Source organism: Alloprevotella sp. OH1205_COT-284, from assembly GCF_003859795.1.
Taxonomy (GTDB): domain Bacteria; phylum Bacteroidota; class Bacteroidia; order Bacteroidales; family Bacteroidaceae; genus Alloprevotella.
The window spans coordinates 214,124-229,747 of record NZ_RQYI01000001.1 but is presented as its reverse complement, the minus strand read 5'-3'; the positions used below and the strand labels follow the sequence as shown (position 1 = coordinate 229,747).

The 15,624-nt window shown below is 51.4% G+C and carries 12 protein-coding genes; 7 read left to right on the top strand and 5 right to left on the bottom strand.

Features of this window, described 5'->3' with window-relative positions; translation table 11 throughout:
- Positions 1–195 (top strand): hypothetical protein (locus tag EII14_RS09430; RefSeq protein WP_233569315.1); only part of this gene is annotated, 195 nt, incomplete at its 5' end.
- A 141-nt stretch (positions 196–336) separates the two neighbouring features.
- Here EII14_RS09430 and EII14_RS00900 read toward each other — a convergent pair.
- A complete protein-coding gene (locus tag EII14_RS00900; protein ID WP_158608290.1) occupies positions 337–1,590 on the bottom strand; it encodes an acyloxyacyl hydrolase in 1,254 nt (417 codons plus the stop codon).
- Positions 1,591–1,730: 140 nt separating this feature from the next.
- Between EII14_RS00900 and EII14_RS00895 the strand changes: the two genes are divergently transcribed.
- From EII14_RS00895 to EII14_RS00880, 4 genes are all read left to right on the top strand, one after another.
- Positions 1,731–2,447: a M15 family metallopeptidase gene (locus EII14_RS00895; RefSeq protein WP_124930684.1), complete on the top strand. Its 717-nt coding sequence runs from the start codon at positions 1,731–1,733 to the stop codon at positions 2,445–2,447.
- Between the two features lies 1 nt (position 2,448).
- Positions 2,449–3,639 (top strand): SAM-dependent methyltransferase, encoded by a 1,191-nt coding sequence (locus tag EII14_RS00890; RefSeq protein WP_124930683.1) that lies wholly within the window; start codon positions 2,449–2,451, stop codon positions 3,637–3,639.
- An 81-nt stretch (positions 3,640–3,720) separates the two neighbouring features.
- Positions 3,721–4,242: an RNA polymerase sigma factor gene (locus EII14_RS00885; protein WP_124930682.1), complete on the top strand. Its 522-nt coding sequence runs from the start codon at positions 3,721–3,723 to the stop codon at positions 4,240–4,242.
- Positions 4,243–4,344: 102 nt separating this feature from the next.
- On the top strand, positions 4,345–4,854 hold the full coding sequence (locus tag EII14_RS00880; RefSeq protein ID WP_124930681.1) for a pyruvate ferredoxin oxidoreductase: 510 nt from the start codon (positions 4,345–4,347) through the stop codon (positions 4,852–4,854).
- 295 nt (positions 4,855–5,149) lie between these two features.
- On the opposite strand, the gene EII14_RS00875 is transcribed toward EII14_RS00880, so the two are convergent.
- The 3 genes from EII14_RS00875 to EII14_RS00865 form a co-directional block, all read right to left on the bottom strand.
- On the bottom strand, positions 5,150–5,704 hold the full coding sequence (locus tag EII14_RS00875) for a DUF6155 family protein (RefSeq protein ID WP_124930680.1): 555 nt from the start codon (positions 5,702–5,704) through the stop codon (positions 5,150–5,152).
- Positions 5,705–6,021: 317 nt separating this feature from the next.
- Complete coding sequence (locus EII14_RS00870; protein ID WP_124930679.1) at positions 6,022–8,403, bottom strand: family 20 glycosylhydrolase; 2,382 nt, start codon at positions 8,401–8,403, stop codon at positions 6,022–6,024.
- Between the two features lie 104 nt (positions 8,404–8,507).
- Positions 8,508–9,164, bottom strand: a complete 657-nt coding sequence (locus EII14_RS00865; protein WP_124930678.1) for a carbohydrate binding domain-containing protein — start codon at positions 9,162–9,164, stop codon at positions 8,508–8,510.
- A 1,034-nt stretch (positions 9,165–10,198) separates the two neighbouring features.
- On the opposite strand from EII14_RS00865, the gene EII14_RS00860 reads away from it, so the two are divergent.
- The gene (locus tag EII14_RS00860) at positions 10,199–12,349 is read left to right on the top strand and encodes a beta-N-acetylhexosaminidase (protein ID WP_158608289.1); all 2,151 of its coding nucleotides are present in this window, start codon (positions 10,199–10,201) and stop codon (positions 12,347–12,349) included.
- Between the two features lie 114 nt (positions 12,350–12,463).
- Positions 12,464–13,486: a bifunctional diaminohydroxyphosphoribosylaminopyrimidine deaminase/5-amino-6-(5-phosphoribosylamino)uracil reductase RibD gene (gene ribD / locus EII14_RS00855; RefSeq protein ID WP_124930676.1), complete on the top strand. Its 1,023-nt coding sequence runs from the start codon at positions 12,464–12,466 to the stop codon at positions 13,484–13,486.
- A gap of 722 nt (positions 13,487–14,208) precedes the next feature.
- Here ribD and hisS read toward each other — a convergent pair.
- Complete coding sequence (gene hisS, locus EII14_RS00850) at positions 14,209–15,582, bottom strand: histidine--tRNA ligase (RefSeq protein WP_124930675.1); 1,374 nt, start codon at positions 15,580–15,582, stop codon at positions 14,209–14,211.
- Between the last annotated feature and the right edge of the window lie 42 nt (positions 15,583–15,624).

Genomic DNA, 15,624 nt, shown 5'->3' with positions numbered 1-15,624 from the left:
TATATTCGTTTTTTGCTTTCACATCGGCTCAAAATGCAAGCTTTCCCCACATGGGAAGCGGAAGCAGGTGAAAGGAGCAGCCGATTTTGCTTTCACCGTAACAACTATGATTATCAGCCGTTTGAAAAACACAAAAAGCGTTTGCCTTCACTTGCCTTCGCACAAAACCAACTGAATTTCAACGTCGTAGCCTAAAAAGCGAAGGTAAAACGGCAAAACATAAATTTCGGGTATAAATGGCAGCCAAAAACGGCGGTTTCATCGAGGCAGACGATTTTCGCGGCTTCAACATCTTTTCATTGCATCCTCCTTTGGGTCGCGGCACGCGCGCGCTCGTCAAAACTCCCACCCGATCGACATTTCGGCAAAATCAGCCTTGGTTTTGTGTGCCTTCACTCCGACGCCGAGGCTCATACCCTTTGAGCGCGACAAACGATAGCGCAGTCCGACACGTTCATAGTAGGGCGTTTCGTCGATCGGCTGCAAATAGCCGGTTCTGCGAAAAAGATAATATCCCAAACTCATGTAGAACGACAGACGTTCATAAAACGCTTCGTGTTTCAAGGCCAACCCCACCGAAAAGGGGTGATGACGGGCGGCAGGATCGACGACGGCCGCGAGGGTTTTCAGCCGTTCCACATAGGGTATGTAGAAAAGGTCGAGCCCCATGCCCGAAGCTCGGCAACGATGGTAGCGACGCATGCAGTCGAGCTGCAAATTGTAAGTGGGGTAAAGGCGAAAATCGGCCTTCCGATAGTCCGGATCGTCGGGCGAAAGGCCATACTGCGTGCGCAACCATTCTTCGAGCAATGTTCTTCCGCCCACACTCCATGTGGCTTTGCCATACCAAAAAGGTCGAAAAGGCCGAAACGATCGCCCTTCGACAGAAGCCAAACGCCGCGCTTCATCGAGATCATACTGCAAGGTCAGTTCGGGGGCAAGGGCGTTGCTTCCCTTGTTGGGACGGTCGAGTGCCCCATTGCTGACATGTCGAAAGGCAAGGTCTGCCCGCAGGCTCAACCTCTCGTCAAGACGACAGGCGGCATAGAGCGTCGCTCCGAAATAGAAAAGCAGATGCGACCCCGTCAGTTCGTTGTCGATATTGCCGTTTCGGTCGTAAGGGCGCGTATTGTAAGCCAAACCGCTTTCCAACGAATACCCCAACTGCCGGCCTCCCTTTCGCAAGACCGGCCGCGAAAACGAGCCGTAGAGGGCAATGAGCGTTCCCATGTCGGAAACATAATCGACCGGAACGAGCTGCCCCCAATCGGGCGAAGGGCGTTTTTGCATCTTCACGCCGGAGTAGTCGCCGACGGAAAGCGTCAAGCCCCATTCCGGATAGCCGTATTCTGCTGCAAAAACGTCGGTTTCATCGCAGTTTGTGCGGTGGCGAAGCCCGAAGCGGACACTCCTCATCGGTGTTGCCTGCAACCATTGACGCTGATAGGCATCGACCGCAAGCACATGCCCCGTCGAAATGCCGACCTCCGCCACGGGACGGCGAAACCAATCGGCGACGCCGAACCTTTCCGGCTCGACATCGCACTCATCGAAATGGAGGGCACGGGCTTCCGCCCCAAGGGTTGCCATTGCGGCCAAAGCGACTCGCAGGCAACTCCTGCACATAAAACGAAACATACGCCTTGCTTTTGGATACAAATATAGTCAATTCATTCGGGCTTCTTTTCCATTCTGGTGAAAAATCGTATTTTTGTGGCAAAATGCGATTTATGCAACGCTACATACTACTCTTTCTCTTACTTTTCCCGATCGGCTCTCTTTCGGGACAACAGACAACCTCCACCGAACTTGCCATGGAGTGCCAAGGGCTGGTCGATGTGCAGGATGTGGCGCCCGATGTTTTTGTGAGCCTGATGTATGCCCGCCCCGATAATTTCGTGGGAAAAACCCTCTATCGCGACCTCCGAAAGGCCTATTTGCTTCCCGAAGCGGCACAAGCACTCAAAAAGGCGCAACAGGCACTCAAACGCGCTCATCCGCAATACAGCCTTATCATTTTCGACGCCACGCGCCCCATGTCGGTGCAGCAAACCATGTGGAACGCCGTGGCCGGCACTTCAAAGTCGATCTATGTGAGCAATCCGAAAAACGGCGGAGGACTGCACAACTACGGACTTGCCGTAGATGTGGCACTTTGTTGGGCACGCGATGTGTTCGACCGAAAAGGCAGAAAGATCCATGCCGCAGGCGACACCGCCGGGATCGCCATGGGCACACCCGTAGACCACCTCGGACGACTGGCACACGTCAAAGACGAAACCCGGCTATACCGAAAAAAACTCCTGACCGACCGACATATCCGCAATCGGCACATTCTGAGAGAAGCGATGAAATCGGGAGGTTTCAAAGTTTTACCCACCGAATGGTGGCACTTCAATTTCAAAACGCGGGCAGAGGCCAAAGCGCGTTACCGCCCGATAAGATAGCATGGACAAAACACAAAAAACTGCCGATTTCATCGACAAAAACAGACATCGGAATGTCAAAGAAGTGGCTTTGGAACTCTCCAAACGACATGACCTCGACGCCGCTTTTGCCCTCCGACAAATCGAGGGGTGGCAAAAGTTGCACGACAAAGTCCCCTCTTGGGCACAATGCGACCAACTGATCTATCCGCCCCGACTTGCGCTCGAACAATGCAGCGGAGAAGCAGCCGCACGCTACAAAGCCGAAGTCGTCAGACGACTGCAAGCCGAAGGACGGCTCGGCATCAATTCTATGACCGACCTGACAGGTGGCATGGGGGTGGATTTCTCCTTTTTGTCACCGCTGTTTCAACGTGCCGCCTACGTTGAGCAACGCCCCGAACTGGTGACCGCCGCACGCCACAACTTCCCCCTCCTGCATCTTTCCAATGCCACCGTCACCCAAGCCGACGGCATCGCCCTGCTTCACACGCTCGACCCCGCCGACCTCCTCTTCATCGATCCGGCACGCCGCGATGAATTCGGACGAAAAACGGTGAGGCTCGAAGATTGCGAACCTCATGTGACGCCGTTGCTGCCGTTGCTGTTTGAAAAATGTCGTGTTTTGATGCTCAAACTCTCGACCATGCTCGATTTGCACCACACCGTCGACACCTTGGGCTGTGTGGCCGAAGCTCACATCTTTGCTTCGGGCGGAGAATGCAAAGACCTGCTGCTCGTTTGCACGGCCGAACCGGTGAGTGAAACCAAATATTTTTGCGCCAACGACACACAATCGTTTGCTTTCACACGCCGCGAAGAGGCCGAAGCTCTCAGCCCCATGGCCGACACAATAGCAGGCTATCTTTATGAACCGAATCCGGCGGTGATGAAAGCCGGTGCCTACAAGACTGTCGCGCAACGCCACGCTCTGCAAAAACTCCACCCCAATACTCATCTTTATTGCAGTTCGGAACGGCACGCCGACTTCCCCGGACGAGTGTTCCGCATCGACCGCGTCATGGGATTTTCAAAAAAAGACTTGCGAGAAATCACCGCCCTCGGCAAGGCCAACCTGACCGTGCGCAACTTTCCCGCGACGGTAGCCGAATTGCGCAAAAAGCTCAAACTTGGCGAAGGGGGCGACACGTTTCTCTTTGCCGCCACACAGGCCGACGGGCGAAAAATTCTTATTGTCTGCCGCCGCCCCTGACGACAAAAAATCGTTCTTTTGAAAAAAACTTTCTTTTTCCCGTAACTTTTTCGCTTCTCATCCGTCTTAATTTACAGAGGCATGAAAGAAATTGATTTCCAACACGACCTGCTGCCGCTCAAAAACAAACTTTTCAGAGTGGCATTGCGCATCACCCTCGACAGACCGGAGGCCGAAGACGTGGTGGAAGACACATTGGTCAGAACGTGGGAACAACGTCGAAAACTGACCGAAATCGACAATCTCGAAGCCTACTGCATCACCGTTTGCCGAAATTTGGCCATAGACAGAGCCGAAAAAAAAGAAGCACAACACCTATCGCTCGATCATTCCCTCACAGAACAAGCCGACAATGCCCTCGGAGCAGATGAAAAAATGGAGCAAGACGAGCGTCTGCAATGGATAAAAGAACTCTTCGACCGGCTTCCCGAAAAACAGCGTACTGCGCTGCAACTGCGCGACATCGAAGGATTTAGCTATCGAGATGTGGCGGAAATGATGAGCATCAGCGAAGCCGACGTGAAAGTGACCATTCACCGCGCAAGGCAGACACTAAAACAAAAAGTGGAGGCGATGCAGAAAACCAAACACAGCCTCATCTGAAAACCTTCATCGGCACGAACGAAAACAACTTCGCCGAAGCGTCGCATTCTCCTGCAAAACACCGCACAAGGCAGACACGACACACCGCAAATGACGAACTTTATGGACTACAAATATATCGAACAACTCATCGCACGCTACTTCGAAGCCGAGACTTCGAATGCGGAAGAAGACATTCTCCGTTCTTTCTTCCGCCAAAGCAGCCTGCCCCGACATTTGGAGCAATATGCGCCGCTCTTCGCCTATCAGTCGGAAGCGAAAACGGCAACCCCGCTCGACGAGGAATTCGATCGTCGCCTTCGGGCACGCCTCGAAGCCGAGGGCCATATGCCCGCCATCCACGTGAAAGCCATAAAGATGACTTGGAACGAACGTCTGCGCCCCTTGTGGCGATCGGTGGCCGCAGTGGCCGTTGTGGTGCTCGTGATCGGATCGGCACGACAAACCGCCGTACAGACCACCCAAACCTCCATCGTATTCGGAACGGAAGCCCACCAAAACAAACCTTCCGAATCGTCACTCATACATCCCGAAGCTCCCTATCGGCAAGCACGGGAACACATGAAAATGGCCGTCACACAAGACACACTGACCACCAAAGACGGACAATAAAAAGACAAACAATAAAAGACCGACAACAAAAGCGACAAAATCGCTTCGGCAAACGGGCGAAAGCTCTATCATTTCCCAAAAGAAAGTATAACAACTTTGCTTCATATTAAAACACCCCCTCTCTGAACTTTTGGTTTCAGTTCTCTCTCAAACACACAAGTCCGACGGGACATGACGAAACACACCGGGAAGCGGCTCACGCCACTTTCCGGTGTTTCGTGTTTTGACCGATACTGCCCGAAACAAGCAAGCAATTCACGTTCGGTTTGCTTCTTGGCTGCGCTGATGTCCGAACTTACGTTATTGTAGGATCTTTCGGTGCAAGCGATTGAGCTTTCGCCTTGCCGATCTCATATATTTCGGCTATGTAATCCGCAAAGCCATAGCCGCTATTCGAAGCCCATTTCACACATTTCACGAGCCTTGTTTCGTATTTCGCCCATAAGTCGTTGGTGATAATAAAATTGATCGTTTGGTCGAAGTTGATTTCAACCGAATTGTAATATTGCTCCCACATATCGCCATAATCGTATGTGAACTTGGTAGCCCATTCCATATACGACACCATCAGTTCGGCAATCGCATCTGCCGACGGTTTTAGTTTTTTGAAGTCAGCCACAGCTTTTCTGCAAACGGAGAAGCGTGTCTGAGGCTCTCGCCGTCTTTGGGGATAAAACTCTTCACGAATAATATTCTTGTATTCTTCGAGTTTTCCTTGCTCGTCAGGCATTGCGTAAAATTCCAAATACTCCTTGGCTTCCTTGCGAGCGGAATACATTTCAAGCACCATGGCGATAATCTCCTCTTTCGGCATGGATTGAAGGAGTTTCTTTACTGTTGATTTTGACATAACTTTCCTTTTGATGTTTCTTCCGACCTATTCTTTTCAAGCGGATTTCCCTACTTTTCACAATTTTGTGCGATTCTCCATTTGCGGAAGATACAAATTTCAAAATCGGCGAAAGAGCTGCGAGGCGTTGTTGTCATATGGTTGCAACGTGAGCCTTGCATAAGAAAGTGGCTCAAATCTTCTCCTCTCTTATCAACACACAGACACCGGGTAAAATAAGGGGGAGGGGGTAAGATCAAGCTCTTATGTCAAGCTCACGTTGCATGTATTCTAATAAACTGCGAGGAAATCCCGTTTCACATCTATCGTTGAAACCGTCATTTCACGACGATTTCATCGACAAAGAGGAATCCACGCTTTCCTTTGGCTCCCTCGTGCCAATCGGGAATGAACTTCTCGGGTTCGGCCAACACTTTGAGGTAGCGCGCCTGCGTTCCCTGTGGCAACAAGTAGGTGTGAGGCGTCACGCCATTTGGGTCGCTCTCTTTCAAGGCCGGGTATTCTTTCGTCACGACAGACGTGAATGTTTCGCCATCGTCGGAAACGGCAATCACGACACGCCGGGCATCGTAAATCCAACAGCCTTTGTCTACGCAGGTGTTGAACGAAACGCTGCTCACGGACGTAGGCGTGCCCAAATCGATGACGGCCTCCATGTCTTCGTTGTTGAAGCCGATCCAAAGCCCGCTTTGGAAGTTGGTGTTGGAGGCTTGCAATCCGTCCGACAAGGCGGACGCACCGCCAAACGCATATTGTTTGTTGGTGCCTTGCAGCAGGCGAATGGGCTTGGCCGTTGAGAGCGAGAAATTGAAGTCTTCGCCATCGACATATCCGCGCCCGGCGGTTTCGGTGACATCTCCCGAAGCCTCATCCCATTCTTGACGGAAAGGAGCGAAACGCAGCCGTGTGTCGGAAGCGATGACAATCGGTTCTACATAGCGCGGACTGCTCAGGGTGGGCTGCTCGCCATTGAGGGTGTAGCGTATCTCAGCGTTGTCTATGGTTGAAAGAACGGCCACGATGCCGCGTTGCGCATCATGTTGGTAAGAGGCCTTGACATCATAGGCGTTTTTGGCGAAATTGTAGTCTTTCTCCCGATAAAGCTCGAAGAGTTTGAGCAAGCGATGAAGAAAGGCGTCGTAGTCTTTCGTTTCGGGCTGCCGCCATTGCACTTCGGACAAAGCCGCCAAACGAGGCAGTGCCATGTATTCGACCTGTCGATAGGTTTTCATATATTCCGTCCAGAGATTGGCCTGCACGCCGATAATGTGAGTTGCGATCTCCTTGGGTGTGGAAGCCGAAATGGGTTCGTAGCCGTAGACACGTTCGAGGGGGACGTATCCTCCGAAAGCAAGCGGATCGCGGTTGGAGTTTTTAGACTGATAGTAGTCGAAATAGAGGTAGGTGTTGGGGGTCATAATGGCATCGTGACCGAGTCGGGCAGCTTTCAACCCACCCTCTTCGCCGCGCCATGACATCACGGTGGCTCCCGCCGGCAAACCGCCTTCGAGAATTTCGTCCCAACCGATCATTTTGCGGCCATGACTCGCCAGGACGGCGGCGGCATGCCCGATGACGTGGCTTTGCAAACGCTCCTCGGCGGTGTGTCCGTCGGCAGCATGAAGCCCGTTTTTCTCAATCATGGCCTGACATTTCTCACAGGTTTTCCAGCGCGTTTTGGGACATTCGTCGCCACCGATGTGAATGTATTCGGAGGGGAAGATGCTCACGATCTCGTTGAGCACTCTGGCGATGAATTCGTAGGTTTTCGGATTGCCGGCACACAACACGTCGTCGCTAACGCCCCAACGTCCCCACACTTTATAGGGGCCGCCCGTGCAACCGAGTTCGGGATAGGCGGCCAACGCACCGAGCATGTGGCCGGGCAAATCGATTTCGGGAACGATGGTGATGTTGCGCTCCGCGGCATACTTCACGATGTCTTCACATTCTCTTCGCGTGTAGAAACCTCCATGGGGCACGCCGTCGAATTGGTCGGTATTGCGACCGATGACCGTTTCGGCACGCTGACTCCCCACTTTGGTAAGACGAGGATATTGTTTGATTTCGATGCGCCAACCCTGGTCGTCGGTCAGGTGCCAGTGAAAACGATTGACGTTGTGCAGGGCGAGCATGTCGATGAAGCGGCGGATGCTGTCGGCCGGCATGAAATGGCGCGAAACATCCAAATGCAGCCCCCGATAGGCAAAGCGCGGAGCATCGTCGATTTCAACGGCCGCAATATCGACATGAGCGGCAGAAGAGGTAGCATTGGTTCGACGGGAGGGCAACGATTTGCGCAGGGTCTGAATGCCGTAGAACGTACCGGCGGATGTCGCACCGCTGATTTGCACGAAATCGGCATCGACAACGATGCGATAGGCTTCGGGATTGTCGTGACGCAAATCATCGGTCAGAATAATGGCATTGGCGGAAGGTGTTTTGCCGACGATGCGCAACTCATGGCCGATGCGCTCCGACAGATACTGACGGAGAAAACGGGCATTGCGTCGGGCAGACTCGCTGTGGCCGCTCACAATAACGGTTTTGGCGTTGAGCACGAACTTTCCTTTGCCGGAAAATGGACGGATGTGCTGCGGACGTGGCACGACATTGAAATCGGCCGACGATTGCGCCAAAGCGGGGAGCAATGTCGAAACGCCCAAAAGCAACGTAAGAAAAATGCTTTTGTTTTTCATATTTCTATCAAAAAGGTTATACACTTGGGCAAAGATATGAAATTCCCCGCAAAGTCATGAGGACTTTGCGGGGAATTTGTGTATCCATATCGGACAAAGGGTGTTTACTTCACCACACGCTTCACGCCGTTGATGATGAAGATGCCGTTTTCGGCTTTTTGAACACGACGACCGGAGAGGTCGAAGATCACATCGACACCCTTACGGGTTTCAGCCTTTTCGATGGCGGTAGGTGCTTTCTTCGAAAGGGTAAAATCATCTACAAAAATAGAGCCTCCACTGCTTTTATCATTGCGTGCGAGCACCCAAATTTCTTTTTTCTCGGTCAATTTGAACTCCATGGTTATTTTTGTCCATTCCGTAGTAGACAAATCTATTTTTTTACCATATTTATAACCGGAAGCTTTCAATTCCGTAGCATAACCTGCAACGGCCTTTTTTCCTTCAACTGCTCCTTTGGCATAAAAAGTGATGACATATTCACCGGCTTCCAATTCCACCTTTTGGGACAGGCGAGTGTTTTGGTAGTTGTCTTTGTACTTCGAGTCAGAAATTTCAACGGCTTTTCCGGAGCGTCCGGCTTCCACCACTTTGGCAACAATGTTAGTGGCAGTTGGTGCATCAGTTTTGTCCTTGGGTGCCCATTCGGTGGGCAGATCGTTCTCCCATGCTTCAAAGTCGCCATTTTTCACTAAATTCTGTGCATTGACACCGACAGTGGCCATTGCAGCCACGAAAAGAGTAAGTAAAGTTTTCTTCATTTTTTATTGATTAAAAGTTACGAGTAATGTTATTTTTGCAAAGGTATAGAATTTATTCGGACTCTCCCAAACTCCGAGATAAGAAAATCATTAAAAGGACGACTTTTGTTTATTCATACGGATAAATGAGAGGAAAAGCACAGAAAGCACTTTGGAAGAGTTTTCCACAGGGTAAAGATACGAAGAAAGGGGGAAATGACAAAAGCGAAACAGCAACAGTTTCACAAAAAACTCCAAAGACAGAAAGGGCGATGAGCCTTTCGCCGTCGCGTCTTCGATGAAACCGCCCTTTTTCGCCGGTTTCCACCTCATAATTTTGTTTTTTGCCGTTTTGCCTTCACCAAAACACTTATCTCATTGAGCATTAGCGAGTTTCATGCGAAGGCAAGTGAAGGCAAACTTTCGGAAGAATTTGTAACGGCCTGTAAATCAAAAACTCTCGGTGAAGGCAAAATCACCGTTTTGCTTTCACCTCCTTTCACTGCCGCAGTGCAAAAAACGCCGTTTTCAAGGTTGTGAAAGCAAAAATCCCTCCCAACATATTGGTCTTCAACGACTTGAAAAGCAACTTTTCATTTTGCCTTCACTTGCCTTCGCACGAAACAAACTAACAATCAGGCATTTGTGTTGATTTGCGAAGGCAGTGAAAGCAAAATATAAGGTATAGGGATACGCGCGTGCGCGCGAGATTGCAGCATTTCCGTGCGCAGATAGGAGGAAGAAATTCTTACCTTGGAGGTAGAAATTCCCACCTCTGAGCTAAATTCCGAAAGCTCCCGTCCGTTCTCGTTTCTGTGTATTGAAGACTCCCGACATTGAGCGACATTTCTATTTTTATTTGGTAGGGCAAATCCCTTTCCCACCCTCCCGGCCTACAAATCCTTGTTTCAAATGACGGCGGAAAGCCCTTGTAAGATTTAGGTGTGATGCAGTGACGAAAAGCATGCCGGACTTTTCTGCGGGCAAGGAAGAAGAGGGTGCTTTGCATGATCAAAAATAATGATGTATCTTTGTCGTCAAATAAATATCTTTTTATGAAAAAGACACTTCTTTCTCTCTTGTTCCTTTTTGCCTTGGGCGTTTCGGCACGGGAACTTGCCCTCTTGCCCATGCCTCAAAAGGTGGTGGTGAAACAAGAAACGGAATTTGTGTTGTCGCCCAAGACACCGATTTCTTTTGACGCATCGCTGGAACCGCAGGCAATTTATCTGCGCGATTTGGTTCGTCGTTCCACAGGATATACGCTGCCCCTCAAAGTCGGCGGCGAGAAAGGGATTGTGATGCGGATCGACCCCAAAATCGGGAAAAGCGAGAGCTATCGCCTCGATGTGAATGCACGAAGGGTGACGGTAGTCGGAGCCGATGCCGCAGGAGCTTTTTACGGCATACAGACGTTGCTGCAACTTTTGCCGCCCAACATCTATGACAGCCGTTTGCAGCCGCAGACACGCTGGACGGTGCCGGCCGTAGACATTGCCGATGCGCCCAATCGTCCGTGGCGCGGATTGATGATCGACGTGGCGCGCTATTTTTATGACACGGACTTCGTGAAGCGCGTCATTGACCTCATGGCGCACTATAAGTTGAACAAACTGCAAATGCACCTGATCGACGATTCGGGGTGGAGGCTCGAAATCAAGAAGTATCCGCTGCTGACGCAAGTCGGGGCGTGGGCAGGAGCAAAAGAGCATCGCCTCGGCGGATTTTACACGCAAGAGGAGATGAGAGAGCTCATTGCTTATGCCGGAGTGCGCGGCGTGGAGATTATTCCCGAAATAGAATTTCCGGCGCATATCTTGTCGGCCATAGCGGCTTATCCTTGGCTGTCGTGTACGGGAGAACGCCACGAGGTTCCGGTGCAGCATTTCATCAGTCGCGACCTGCTCTGTGTCGGCAAAGAAAGTTCGTTTGATTTTTTGCGCGATGTGCTGAATGAAGTTGTGGAACTGTTTCCCTCACCCATCATTCACATCGGTGGCGACGAAGCCGTTTACGATCGTTGGGCGGCTTGCCCGCACTGCCAAGCGGTGATGAAACGCGAAGGGATCGAAAAGCCCGACGGACTGCAAGGGTGGCTGACCAACCGCGTTGCCCGCATGATGAAAGAAAAACAACGCACCTGCATGGGCTGGGAGGAAGTCATCATGAGGGGCGAGGTGGCCGAACCGGTCATTGCCCTCTTTTGGCATCAGGTGAACGACACGATACAGGCCGTCAAAACCGGCCATAAAGCCGTTTTGACGCCGGCGACACATCTGTATTTCGATTTTCCGGAACAGAAAACACCGGGCGAGGTGCAGGCCGCGACATGGATGCCGCCGATTTCGCTCGAAAAGGTGTATTCAATGCCGCTCAACGATTACAGCGAAGCAGCCACCGTGCTCGGAGCGCAGGCCTGCTATTGGAGCGACCAATTCATACACGGACGGAAATTGCAGGAGATCGATGTGCTCGACGAGAACAGAAGTGAGCGATATGCCGAATATCTTCTTTTCCCACGCTTAGTGGCATTGAGCGAAATCTGCTGGATCAATGAAGGGCGGCGTTCGTGGGAACGTTTTTCGAAAAGCAATGCTTACAATTATCGTCGTCTTGATGCGCTCGACGTACACTACCGCGTGCCCGAACCGCGCATCGTGAACAAGACGACCAATGCCGACAAAACCACGTCTTTCGAACTTGCTTCCGCCATGGAGGAAGGGGTCATTGTCTATACGACCGACGGCACGCACCCCACACGGCATTCGGCGCGCTACGACGGACAAGTGACGGTGGAAGACGAAGAACTGTTTCATGCCGCCACGCTGAGCGGACGACGCGTGTCGCTGCCCATTTACATCTACCCCGATTATTCGGCCTACGCCGCCTTGGGCGAATATGTGGGCAAGCATCGCACGCTTGCCGACAAGGTCGAGCCGGTGACCGAAAGTTTCGACCTCACGGGAAAGATACGCGGCAACGGAAACTATCAAATCACGGCCGTTTCGCAAACGGGAGCACCGCCCATTTTCCAACACTGGGAAGTAAGAAAGCGGGGAGAAATCATGGCCGACGGAACGGCCAACGACGAAAAAATAGAATTTTCGATCACCCAATTTGAAGCCGGAACACCCTTTACGCTCAAAGTATCCCGACAAACGCAGCCGCAGAAACAAGAGTTTTTGCTCTTCATCAAAAAGCGATGAGCCGGCATGAGAGGCGCGCCCACGGCCGCTGCCGAAAGCAGGAGTTGTGCCCTCCTCTCTTCGTTGCCCCACCCTCTTTCTCCTCCCCTCTTTTCTCACACAAAACACATTGTCATGCCTAATCATGAAATTTGGATGCGTCGCTGTCTTGAACTTGCTCGCAACGGCGAACTCACCACTGCTCCCAACCCTATGGTCGGTGCCGTCATCGTTCATACGGCCGACGGCGTTTCGCGCATATTGGGTGAGGGTTATCATGTGCGCGCCGGAGAAGCGCATGCCGAGGTGAATGCCTTTCGCAGTGTCAAACTCTCGGATCGGCATTTGCTGCCGGAGGCCACGATCTATGTCAGCCTCGAACCCTGCTCTCATCACGGACGCACTCCCCCTTGTTGCGAACTGATCATTCGCAGCGGCGTGCGTCGTTGTGTCGTAGGGTGTGTGGATCCTTTCAGCAAAGTGGGCGGTCGCGGCATCAGCCGCATGCGCGAAGCCGGAGTGGAAGTCGTTGTGGGAGTGTTGCGCGAGGAGTGCATTTATCTGAATCGCCATTTTTTCTGTGTCAATACGCTGCGCCGTCCGTTTATCACGCTTAAATGGGCTGTCAGTGCCGACGGTTTCATCGACCGCAGGCGCAAGCTCGACGAACAAGATCTTCCCATTGGTACGCCGGCACGGCTGTCTACTCGCTGCACCATGATGCGCGTACACCATTTTCGTGCGGCGCATCAGGCCATTCTTGTCGGCCGTCGCACCTTTCAGCTCGACCTCCCCTCGCTCAATGTGCGCCATTGGGCGGGACGTTCTCCCTTGAAGTGCGTGTTGGGCAGTGTGGACGAGCGTGCGCTCGATGCCGGTTTTCAAGCCTATGCCGACATCGACGAATTGCTTGAATCGCTCCGTCGCGAAAAAATCCAATCGCTTTTTGTGGAGGGCGGACTCGCCACCTTGCAGTCGTTCATCGAGCGCGACTTGTGGGACGAAGCGTGGGAGGAGCAGTCGAAAGTGATTTTGGGAAATGGCGTGGCGGCTCCCGAAATGCCGTCGGAATTTCGTTTCGAGCGCGAATGGCATTACGGCGTGGAATTTCGCCACTGGAAAAGCCCGGTGGTGCAGCAAAACTACGTTGATTTTTAGAGAAAGGCATGATCTGCCTGCTCCCAATTGCGGAAACAGCTCAGATGACACTTGTTGCTTCTCAAAGGTGAGACCGCTGCAAAGCCCTTCAAAACACCAAATTTCACATGTATAACAAAATGATAATCAAACTTCATGTTTGGTGATTGTGTAGTTTTGCAGCAGTCTCGAATGGGGAGAGAATGTACGGTTTATTGTAACTTCCCATCGCAACAACAAACTCGAAACCATTATGAGGTTGTAGATAAAGGGTTTGAAATACTTACACGGAAACAGGGTGTCGTGTGGAAAATTTAAGGCCAATCAATTCCGATTGTTTCCGTATGCCGCAACTTATGTCATGCTCTATGATTTGAAGCATAAAACATTTGCGGGCAGTGAAGTTGCCTCTTTTACAATGGACTCTTTTATCGAGAAATCATGCTGAGCGCAGTTCTGATAGCAGAGCAAAAGTGTGCAATAAGGGGCAGTTTTTCGCCCCACCACAGGTATCGGGTGGAGATCACAAAACTTTTAAGCACGATAGCCGCATAACAAAAGTTATACGCATAAAATCATATACTCTCCTCAAAAGGAGAGTATATTGTCGTATCCATACATGATTTTTACTCTTTCTTCCTTTCACCTGCCTTCAAAATAAGAACGAAGGGGATTTTGAGCCAAGATGTCACTATTTGGGAATGAGTTTTATCGAAAGGCATTGGCAAGACGTGTTGAAGAAATCAAATTGCCGAGGTATGAATTATACAGTTTATCACTTCTTCGAGCGTGAGATTGCGCTGTTCGCCGGTGATCATGTTTTTCAACGAAATTCGACCTTCCTGCATCTCGCTCTCGCCCACCAAGGCCACAAACGGAATGTTTCGCGCATTGGCATAGTTCATCTGCTTCTTCATTTTGACAGCATCGGGATAGACCTCGGTGGCAATACCGGCTGCACGGGTTTCGCGAGCCAACGAGAGGCAATGGGCGGATTCGGAAACTCCGAAATTGATGAAGAGCAAATCGACACCGGCACAAGTGGCGGCCGGATAGAGATCAAGTTGATTGAGCACATCATAAATGCGATCGGCACCAAAGGAGATGCCGACTCCCGACAAACCGGGAAGACCGAAAATGCCGGTGAGATTGTCGTAACGACCGCCGCCGGTGATGGAGCCGATCTCAACGTCGAGTGCCTTGACTTCAAAGATACAACCGGTGTAGTAGTTGAGTCCGCGGGCAAGCGTGAGGTCAAATTCGATGGGATTGCGGAGCGTATCTCCAAGTTTGTCAAGCACAAACTCAATTTCGTCGCATCCCTTACGCCCGACTTCACTGTCGGTCAGCACGTTGCGCAAAACCGCCATTTTCTCGGCATTCGTGCCCGATAGGGCGATGATGGGCTGAAGCATTCGGATTTGCACTTCGGAAAGTCCCACCGAAGCCAATTCTTCATTGACCTTATCAATACCGATTTTGTCGAGCTTGTCGATGGCAACGGTGATGTCCACGATTTTGTCGGCGGCACCGATGAGTTCGGCCATTCCGCTGAGCACCTTGCGATTGTTGATTTTGATGCAGACACGAATACCGAAGCGTGTGAACACCTCGTCGATGATCTGCATCAATTCGACTTCGTTGAGCAAAGAGTCGGAACCGACGACATCGGCATCGCATTGATAGAACTCGCGATAGCGGCCTTTCTGCGGACGATCGGCACGCCACACGGGCTGTATTTGGTAGCGTTTGAAAGGCATTTGCAGCTCGTCGCGATGCTGCACGACATAGCGGGCAAAGGGGACGGTGAGGTCGTAGCGCAGTCCTTTTTCACAGAAGCGGGCGGCAAGGGCGGCCGGAGCGGTTTCTTCGTATTGAACGGCAGAAACCGAACGTTTGAAATCGCCGCTGTTGAGGATTTTGAAAAGTAGCTTATCGCCCTCTTCCCCGTATTTTCCCATGAGGGTGGAAAGGTTTTCCATTGCCGGCGTTTCGATTTGCGAGAAGCCGTAGAGACGATAGACGCTTCTAATGGTGTCGAAGATATAATTGCGGCGTGCCATTTCGACTGTTCCGAAATCGCGGGTGCCTTTGGGTATTCCTGTTTTTTGTGCCACGGGTGTTATATGTTTGGAAAGTGAGAAAAAAAGGAAAGCGGA

Coding starts and splice junctions, on each gene's coding strand:
- EII14_RS00860 (WP_158608289.1), top strand. CDS start 10,199: ATGAAAAAGACACTTCTTTCTCTCTTGTTCCTTTTTGCCTTGGGCGTT.
- EII14_RS00880 (WP_124930681.1), top strand. CDS start 4,345: ATGGACTACAAATATATCGAACAACTCATCGCACGCTACTTCGAAGCC.
- EII14_RS00890 (WP_124930683.1), top strand. CDS start 2,449: ATGGACAAAACACAAAAAACTGCCGATTTCATCGACAAAAACAGACAT.
- ribD (WP_124930676.1), top strand. CDS start 12,464: ATGCCTAATCATGAAATTTGGATGCGTCGCTGTCTTGAACTTGCTCGC.
- EII14_RS00870 (WP_124930679.1), bottom strand. CDS start 8,403: ATGAAAAACAAAAGCATTTTTCTTACGTTGCTTTTGGGCGTTTCGACA.
- EII14_RS00875 (WP_124930680.1), bottom strand. CDS start 5,704: ATGTCAAAATCAACAGTAAAGAAACTCCTTCAATCCATGCCGAAAGAG.
- EII14_RS00885 (WP_124930682.1), top strand. CDS start 3,721: ATGAAAGAAATTGATTTCCAACACGACCTGCTGCCGCTCAAAAACAAA.
- EII14_RS00900 (WP_158608290.1), bottom strand. CDS start 1,590: ATGGCAACCCTTGGGGCGGAAGCCCGTGCCCTCCATTTCGATGAGTGC.
- EII14_RS00865 (WP_124930678.1), bottom strand. CDS start 9,164: ATGAAGAAAACTTTACTTACTCTTTTCGTGGCTGCAATGGCCACTGTC.
- EII14_RS00895 (WP_124930684.1), top strand. CDS start 1,731: ATGCAACGCTACATACTACTCTTTCTCTTACTTTTCCCGATCGGCTCT.